Genomic DNA, 8094 nt, shown 5'->3' on the forward strand with positions numbered 1-8094 from the left:
CACCTCTCACGTCGTAGGGGATAGGGGATTGTTAAGGGGGAAGGGAGCGACTTCGTAATTCAATCCCCTTCCCTCTTAACATAAAAGTAAAGCGGTTTAAAGCAATTTGAGAGCGCAGTGTTAAATTTTAAAGCCAAATTTAGCGCCTTAAAGTTGCGGGTCTCGGCGAGTAAAATTTGAAGTCAAATTTACAAAATTAGCCAAATTTGACTTCAAATTTGAGCGTAAAAAGATGAGGCGAGTATCGTGAGATGATTTTAAATGTTTTCTACGTCGCTATGCTCGTAGCTAAATAGAAGAAGTAAATTTCGTCCCAAGATAAGGCATATGGCCTATCGCAGGGCGAAATTTACGAAATCATTTAAAAGCGCTCGCGAAACAAGCCGCTTTACCAAAACAGTAGAAAGCAAATTTAGCTTAATGACGTCGTCTGATAAAGCTTCATCAAATTTTCGTAAAACTCCCTCTCCGTCTGCTTTTCTAGCAGTCCGTTGCTAGGAAAAAGATCGTCGCAAAGCTTCTGGATATTTTCAAATCTGTTCGGGAAAAGCTCGCTCAGTACCATCGCCGAGATGTCGCGCCGCATGAGGATCGCAGGCGGCAAGATGCCTGAGAGCAGCAGGGTTTTTAGCGTCTGCGCGTGGTATTTGATGTGATGGTGCTGGCCGTGCGGGCAGGTCTTGGTACTAACTAGCGTTTTGCATTCGTTGCAATAAACAAGCTCCGGCAGCACGACTATCTCTAAATTTAAATCGTTTTTGTATCGCTCTAGCACCGTGTGAGCGACGTTGTGATCGTAAAACATCCCGATACCCGCGTGATTTTGACCGACTACGAGCTTATCTGCGCCCAGCCTATGCGCCGCGATGCACTCTAGCGTCGGATTTAGGTGCGAGCTAAAGAGGCTGGAGTTTTCAAACGGTACGATGATTAGGCGATTTTGCGGGATGTAGTTTTGGATGAAGTATTCAAGCACTCTTTTTTTTAGCGCAAAGCTCATCACCTCGTCCGCGCCGTGGCTTTTGAGTAAAAAAAGCAACACCAAATCAGCCTTGTCTATCGTCATCCTGATCAGGCGTTCGTGCGCGCGGTTAAACGGCTCTGCGGTTAGCATGATAGCCGTGATTTTTTGCGCGTTTTGCTCCTTTTTGACAGTCACGATACGCTCTTTTACCTTTTCTAGCGCGCTGCCGTAGATTTTTATCTCGCCGCTTATAGCTAGCTCGCCGCAGCATTGCCGCGCCGACTCGGTTTCGTTAGCGCGGAAGATATTTTGCGCGCTTTTGGTTTCGTCAAATTTAAACGAACCGCTTACGTTTATGTGCCCGACAGACTCGCCACTAGAGTTTATCAGCTCTATTTTATCGCCTTTTTGCGCGTTTTTTATCGTTTCTTGATTGCGCTTACCTTGCGGAGCGAAGACGAAAGCATAGGGCATCGGCTCGCCGCCTAAAAAGCCCGTTTCATAGACCTCGTTTGCCTCTTTTTCGTTCATCAGGCGGTTAAATTTGCTAAAAATTTGATTTTCTATAAGATCAAGCGCCCCGAAAGCCTCGTCGTTTATCAGTATGCTATTTTTTCTTGGCGACGTCATATTTTTTCCTCTTTTCCCAAAGCGATTTGCGCGAGATGCCTAGCTTTTTGCTAAGCTCGGTATCGGGGTATTTGTCCTGATAGTTTACGATGATGTGCTTGATGTAGTCGTCGATCGTCAAAATTTCATCGATTTGGAAATTTTTCTCGTCGCTTGTGATATTTAGCGTCTCCATCGGCGCTTCTTCGTTCGGATTGGTCGAGCTTGCGATGAGCTTGCGTTTGGCCGCGAGAGAGACGATCTGATTTTTGGCCTCTTGGCGTAAAATTTGAAAATTTGAAAAATATAAAAGCGTGCGCGGATTTGCCGCAGCTACGGCCTCTACGTCGATACCGGGCTCAAGCGGCACGTACTTAAAGCTCAAATTTAGCGCCTTTGCGTATTCGAAAACAAAATTATCGGCATTTATCATTTTATTACACTTTATGAGAAGAGGCAGCTTTATGCGCTTAAAGTCGAAATTTAGCGCCGAAACGGCCTTAAAATGATAGTTTAAGTAGTCCTGATAGGTCTTTATAAATGTTTGCAGCCGTCTAAACTCCTCGAAATGCTTGATCTTTCGCACCAGCTCCTCGATCATAAAAGGCTTTTGTATGTAGTCGCTAGCACCCGCTTTTATCGGGATCGAGACGGTGTCGTTGCTGATATAGGTGATGAGCAGGATGACGACGGAGTCTTTAAATTTTTGTATGATTTTTAGCGTCTCGTCGCCCGCAAACGCGCTAGAGAGCAGCACCACGTCAAAGTGCGCGTCCTTGCCGCCCTCCTTTGCCCTCTGCTCGGGCTCGCTTTTCATCGCCTCCGCCGCGCTCCTTGCGATCTCGCACTCGTAGCCTAGATTTTCTAGCTTTGATGCGATGCTTTGGGCTAGGTAAATTTCGTTTTCTATTATCAAAACTCTCATTTTTTTACTTTCGTCGTTTTATTTTTGTGTCCAGTCGTAAATTTTTAGACTCGCGCACGCCGTGGCGGCTATACCCTCGCCTCGCCCCGTAAAGCCTAGCTTCTCGGTCGTCGTGGCCTTTACGTTTATGCGGTTCGGGGTTAAATTTAGCGCATTTGCGATGTTTATTTCCATCGCGGATTTAAATTTACTAAGCTTTGGCCGCTCGGCGATAACGGTAATATCGGCGTTTATCAGCTCAAAACCGACGCTTTGAACGAGCCTATATGCTTCTTTTAGTAACATAGCCGAGTCCGCCCCCTTAAATTTATCGTCGGTGTCGGGGAAATGCTCGCCTATATCGCCCAGCCCGGCCGCTCCTAGCACCGCGTCGATGAGCACGTGGATAGCTACGTCGCCGTCGGAGTGGGCCTTTAAATTTCTTTCAAAAGGGATTTTTTCGCCGCCGATTGTTACGAAACTTCCCTCTTTTTTCTCTTCTTCAAAGGCATGCACGTCAAAACCGTTGCCGACGTAAATTTCGCTTGACGGCGCGCCAAGGCCGTAAATTTTAGAAAGGTCGTCTTTAAACGTGATTTTTCTCGCGTTTTCGTCGCCTTGCACGTACCAAATTTTACCGCCTGCAGCCGCTATCGCCGAGCTATCATCGGTGTAAATTTGACCTGATTCAAGCGCGCCTTTTAGCATCGCCGTGCGCGAGAGCTGCGGAGTTTGGATGAGCTTGATCTGCTCTCTATCTACGACGCCCGCGCCTAGATAAACGGTATCGGGTACTTTTAGCGCAGGCACGACGCAGTCGGCGTTTTGGATGCCGCCTATTATGCGAGAAAAAAGCTCCGCGCTAATCATCGGACGAGCGATGTCGCTAACTAAAACAAATTCGCTTTGAACGAGCTTAAGAGCATTTTTTAGGCTCTCTTGACGCGTCGCTCCGCCTTTTATGAAGCGGTACGACGGGGCAAATTTACTCATATATTTTTCCTCGTTTGAGGCGATGATTATCTCTTTAAAAGCGTAATGCGAGCTTAAATTTTTAGCCGCAAAGAGCCATAATGGATCGCCTCCGACGCGCAACCACTGCTTTTTAACGGGCATTTCAAAACGGCTAGAGCTTCCGGCTCCTAGCATTATCAGCGTAACGTCTAGCAAAATTTCTCCTTTGGCGAAGTGTTACGATATTATACAGATAAAAAGCTTGTTTTTATCTTTTTTGAGTAATATTAGAATCAAAAATTTAAGGAGCGAAATATGAAAGAATTTCGGGTCAAATTTGACTCCGCCGACAAAACTCCGACGCAGATGTACTACGCTAAAAAAGGCGTTATAACGCCCGAGATGAACTACGTAGCGCAGGCTGAAGCACTAAATCCCGAGCTCGTTAGAAGCGAGGTCGCTGCGGGCAAGATGATAATCCCCGCCAACATCCATCACGAAAATTTACTCCCGATGGCGATCGGCAGGGAGGCCAAAACCAAAATCAACGCAAATATCGGTAACTCAAGCCTAAGCAGTGATATAGACGCCGAGCTTGAAAAACTGCATATTTGCCTAAAATACGGCACCGACACGGTCATGGATCTAAGCACTGGCGGCGATCTGGATGCGATCAGAAGCGCCATAATCGCAAACTCGACCGTCCCCATAGGCACCGTGCCGATGTATCAGGTCATCCACGATATAAAAGAGGTCGAAAATTTAACCGCAAACGACATCCTAAAAACGCTCGAAAAACAGGCGCGCCAGGGCGTTAGCTACTTCACGATACACGCGGGCTTTTTGCTCAAATTTATGCCGCTGGTCGCAAAGCGCAAGATGGGTATCGTTAGTCGCGGCGGTAGCCTAACTGCTAGCTGGATGATGCACCATCATAAAGAAAACCCGTTTTACGAGGCCTTTGACGATATTTTAGAAATTTGCGCCGCTCACGACGTCGCACTGTCTCTAGGCGACGGGCTGCGTCCGGGCTGCCTATACGACGCGACTGATGAGGCTCAGCTTAGCGAGCTACGCGTTTTAGGCGAGCTAACGCTGCGCGCATGGGAGAAAAACGTGCAAGTGATGATCGAGGGGCCGGGTCATATTCCTTTAAACCAAATAGAGTATAATATGAAAATCGAACGCGAGCTGTGCCACGGCGCGCCTTTTTACGTGCTAGGACCGCTGCCTACGGACATCGGCGCGGGGTATGATCACATCACTTCGGCTATCGGCGGGACGATGGCGGCCTTTTACGGAGCCTCGATGTTGTGCTACGTGACGCCTAAAGAGCACCTTGGTTTGCCAAACGCAAACGATGTGAGAGAAGGCATCGTAGCGCATAAGATCGCCGCTCACGCAGCCGACGTCGCGCTAGGAAAGGCTGGCGCGATAGAGCGCGATCACGCGATGAGCGACGCTAGATACGCATTTGATTGGAACAGGCAGTTTGAGTTAAGCCTAGATCCCGAAAGAGCGCGCGAGCTACATGACGAGAGCTTGCCGCAAGAGTCGTTTAAAAAGGCGGAATTTTGCTCGATGTGCGGGCCTAAATTTTGCGCGTATAAAATTTCGAAAAATCTAACGAAGGAGAAAAATGTTAAGTAAAGAGGATGTCTTAAATAGACTAAAAGGCGTGATATATCCGGGCTTTGAGAAAGATATCGTGAGCTTTGGATTCGTAAAAAACGTCGAAATCGGCGAGAAAATTTTAATCGAGGTCGAGATCGTAAGCTCAAATCCGGACGTAGCAAACGAGCTGCGAACCGACATAAAGCGCGTGATGGGCTCAAACGAGTGTGTTGTTAGCATCATCCAACCAAAAATCCCAGAAGAAAAAAGCAACACCCAAAGCGGTAAAAACATCGCTCCGCAGATCAAAAATTTCGTAATGGTAAGCTCAGGCAAAGGCGGCGTGGGCAAGAGCACTACGACGCTAAATTTAGCTATCTCGATGGCGAAGCTAGGCAAAAAAGTAGGCATCCTAGACGCCGATATCTACGGCCCAAATATCCCTAGAATGCTCGGCGAAGTAGGCACGCAGCCTCAAGTTGTGGGCAACAAGCTAAAACCGATCCTAACTCACGGCGTCGAGATGATGAGCATGGGCGTGCTAATGGAAGAAGGCATGAGCCTCATCTGGCGCGGCTCGATGATAATGAAAGCTATCGAACAGCTGCTAAAAGACGTGTTTTGGAGCGAGCTGGACGTGCTGTTTCTAGATATGCCTCCGGGAACCGGCGATGCGCAGCTAACTCTGGCTCAAAGCGTACCGGTGACTGCTGGCGTGTGCGTTACGACGCCGCAAGTAGTGGCGCTTGATGATAGCAAAAGAGCACTTGATATGTTTGAAAAGCTTCACATCCCGATCGCCGGCGTGATAGAAAACATGAGCGGATTTATCTGCCCTGAAAGTGGTAAGGAGTACGATATATTTGGCAAAGGTACGACCGAAGAAGTGGCAAAAGCCTACGGTACCGAAGTGTTAGCCGAGATCCCTATCGAGCCTGCCGTTAGAGTCGGCGGAGATAGCGGCAAGCCGGTGAGCTTTTACGAGCCAAACTCGGTTACGGCTAAACGCTACGAAAAAGCGGCGGCTAGGCTATGGGAGATAATCGAAAATATCAACGATGACGGCGGCGCGGACAACTCGTCTATCCAGCCCGTAATGGACGGCAAGAGCGCTTGCTCGAAGTAAAATTTAAAATCTAAAGCCCGAATTTACTCAAATTCGGGCTTTAACTCTCGCAAATTTACAAATTTAGGAGAACGACGATGAAAGCGATCGTAACGGTGATCGGTAAGGACAAGGTTGGCATTGTAGCGGGCGTTTCGGCCAAGCTCGCGCAGCTTGGGCTAAACATAGACGACATCAGCCAGACGGTTTTGGATGAGTTTTTTACGATGATGGCGGTGGTTTCCAGCGAGGAAAAGCAGGACTTCACGGCTCTGCGCGAGGAGCTAAACGAGCTAGGCGAAAAGCTAAAAGTTAAAATCAACATCCAAAGCTCGGCGATCTTTGACGCCATGCACAATATCTAAGGCGCCGATATGGACATCAAAAACGTAACCGAAACGATCGCGATGATCGAGGAGCAAAATTTCGACATCCGAACGATCACGATGGGCATCAGCCTGCTTGACTGTATCGATCCCGATATCGACAAGGCAGCGGAGAAAATTTACGCAAAGATTACCGACAAGGCGCGCGATCTGGTAAAGGTCGGTAATGAAATTTCAGCAGAGCTTGGCATCCCGATCGTAAACAAACGCGTCTGCGTAACCCCTATCGCCATCATCGGCGCGGCGACGAACGCTACCGACTACGTCCCGCTTGCCAAGGCGATGGATGAGGCTGCGCAAAAGGTCGGTATCGACTTTATCGGCGGCTTTTCGGCGCTAGTGCAAAAGGGCTACGCAAAGGGCGATAAAATTTTAATCGACTCCATCCCAGCCGCGCTCGCCGCGACGCAAAAGGTCTGCTCGTCGGTAAATATCGGCTCGACCAAAACGGGCATAAATATGAGCGCGGTCGCCGATATGGGGCGCGTGATAAAAGAAACGGCGCGGCTTTCAGATCTGGGCGCCGCAAAGCTAGTCGTATTTGCCAACGCCGTCGAGGATAATCCCTTTATGGCAGGCGCATTTCACGGCGTGGGCGAGGCCGAAGTCGTCATAAACGTGGGCGTTAGCGGCCCCGGCGTCGTTAAGCGCGCGCTTGAGAAGGTGCGCCAAGCGAGCTTTGACGTGGTCGCCGAGACCGTTAAAAAGACGGCGTTTAAGATCACGCGTATCGGACAGCTCGTAGGGCAAATGGCGTCTGAGCGGCTGGGCGTGAAATTTGGCATCGTCGATCTCTCGCTAGCTCCGACTCCGGCGGTGGGCGATTCTGTTGCGCGCGTGCTTGAGGAGATGGGCTTAGAGCGCGTCGGCACGCACGGCACGACGGCAGCTCTAGCGCTACTAAACGACGCCGTCAAAAAGGGCGGAGTAATGGCGTGTAACCAAGTAGGCGGACTTAGCGGCGCATTTATCCCCGTCTCCGAAGACGAGGGCATGATAGCCGCAGTGCGTGCAGGCTCGTTAAGCTTAGAAAAGCTCGAAGCGATGACCGCGATCTGCTCGGTGGGGCTTGATATGATCGCGATCCCGCAGGATACGCCCGAGCAAACGATCGCCGCGATCATAGCCGACGAGGCCGCGATCGGCGTGATAAATCAAAAAACGACCGCCGTGCGCATAATCCCAAAAGGCAAAGAGGGCGACACGCTGGAGTTTGGCGGGCTTCTTGGCAGCGCGCCCGTGATGAGCGTAAATAAAAACTCATCGGCGGACTTCATCGCCCGCGGCGGCCAGATACCGGCACCTATTCATAGTTTTAAAAACTAAATTTAACCCGCTTAAGGAGGAAAGATGAGGGCGTTTGCGTTATTTGCGGCGGCCTTGCTTTTTAGCGGCTGCTCTATAATCTCGGCATTTTATAGCAAGGAAAAAAAATTCGAGCTGGCGGGCTTGGGGCAAGACGGGGTCTATAGGATTTCGGATGACAGCGCAGATACGCTAATAAAAATAACGTCCGCCCGCACAAAAGAGGGCGAGCCGTATCGTATAATCCACACGC

8 protein-coding genes are annotated in these 8094 nt (G+C 49.4%); 5 read left to right on the forward strand and 3 right to left on the reverse strand.

Annotated features, from left to right (window positions below):
- Positions 1–412: 412 nt before the first annotated feature.
- From Q0218_RS10830 to Q0218_RS10840, 3 genes are read right to left on the reverse strand one after another with little or no spacing between them, the layout of a single operon-like run.
- Positions 413–1594, reverse strand: a complete 1182-nt coding sequence (locus Q0218_RS10830) for a sulfate adenylyltransferase (protein WP_297969500.1) — start codon at positions 1592–1594, stop codon at positions 413–415.
- Positions 1572–2498, reverse strand: coding sequence for a response regulator (locus Q0218_RS10835; protein ID WP_297969502.1), 927 nt, complete (start codon positions 2496–2498; stop codon positions 1572–1574). The genes Q0218_RS10830 and Q0218_RS10835 overlap by 23 nt, the downstream gene beginning before the upstream one ends.
- Positions 2499–2516: 18 nt before the next feature.
- Positions 2517–3647 (reverse strand): bifunctional 2-C-methyl-D-erythritol 4-phosphate cytidylyltransferase/2-C-methyl-D-erythritol 2,4-cyclodiphosphate synthase, encoded by a 1131-nt coding sequence (locus tag Q0218_RS10840; RefSeq protein WP_297969504.1) that lies wholly within the window; start codon positions 3645–3647, stop codon positions 2517–2519.
- A 99-nt stretch (positions 3648–3746) separates the two neighbouring features.
- On the opposite strand from Q0218_RS10840, the gene thiC reads away from it, so the two are divergent.
- From thiC to Q0218_RS10865, 5 genes are all read left to right on the forward strand, one after another.
- Positions 3747–5081 carry a phosphomethylpyrimidine synthase ThiC gene (gene thiC / locus Q0218_RS10845; protein WP_297969506.1) on the forward strand — a complete coding sequence of 445 codons (1335 nt, stop codon included), beginning with the start codon at positions 3747–3749 and terminating at the stop codon, positions 5079–5081.
- Positions 5071–6171 (forward strand): Mrp/NBP35 family ATP-binding protein, encoded by a 1101-nt coding sequence (locus Q0218_RS10850; protein WP_297969508.1) that lies wholly within the window; start codon positions 5071–5073, stop codon positions 6169–6171. Before thiC ends, Q0218_RS10850 begins: the two co-directional genes overlap by 11 nt.
- A gap of 77 nt (positions 6172–6248) precedes the next feature.
- Positions 6249–6515 carry an ACT domain-containing protein gene (locus Q0218_RS10855; protein ID WP_005871308.1) on the forward strand — a complete coding sequence of 89 codons (267 nt, stop codon included), beginning with the start codon at positions 6249–6251 and terminating at the stop codon, positions 6513–6515.
- A 9-nt stretch (positions 6516–6524) separates the two neighbouring features.
- Positions 6525–7862 carry a PFL family protein gene (locus Q0218_RS10860; protein WP_297969510.1) on the forward strand — a complete coding sequence of 446 codons (1338 nt, stop codon included), beginning with the start codon at positions 6525–6527 and terminating at the stop codon, positions 7860–7862.
- Positions 7863–7886: 24 nt separating this feature from the next.
- Positions 7887–8094 (forward strand): hypothetical protein (locus Q0218_RS10865; protein WP_297969512.1); only part of this gene is annotated, 208 nt, incomplete at its 3' end.

It is taken from the genome of uncultured Campylobacter sp., assembly GCF_938039245.1.
In the GTDB taxonomy this organism is placed as follows: Bacteria; Campylobacterota; Campylobacteria; order Campylobacterales; family Campylobacteraceae; genus Campylobacter_A.

Excerpts from the sequence above, each read along its gene's own strand:
- Q0218_RS10830 (WP_297969500.1), bottom strand. The coding sequence starts at position 1,594 with ATGACGTCGCCAAGAAAAAATAGCATACTGATAAACGACGAGGCTTTC.
- Q0218_RS10835 (WP_297969502.1), bottom strand. The coding sequence starts at position 2,498 with ATGAGAGTTTTGATAATAGAAAACGAAATTTACCTAGCCCAAAGCATC.
- thiC (WP_297969506.1), top strand. The coding sequence starts at position 3,747 with ATGAAAGAATTTCGGGTCAAATTTGACTCCGCCGACAAAACTCCGACG.
- Q0218_RS10850 (WP_297969508.1), top strand. The coding sequence starts at position 5,071 with ATGTTAAGTAAAGAGGATGTCTTAAATAGACTAAAAGGCGTGATATAT.
- Q0218_RS10855 (WP_005871308.1), top strand. The coding sequence starts at position 6,249 with ATGAAAGCGATCGTAACGGTGATCGGTAAGGACAAGGTTGGCATTGTA.
- Q0218_RS10860 (WP_297969510.1), top strand. The coding sequence starts at position 6,525 with ATGGACATCAAAAACGTAACCGAAACGATCGCGATGATCGAGGAGCAA.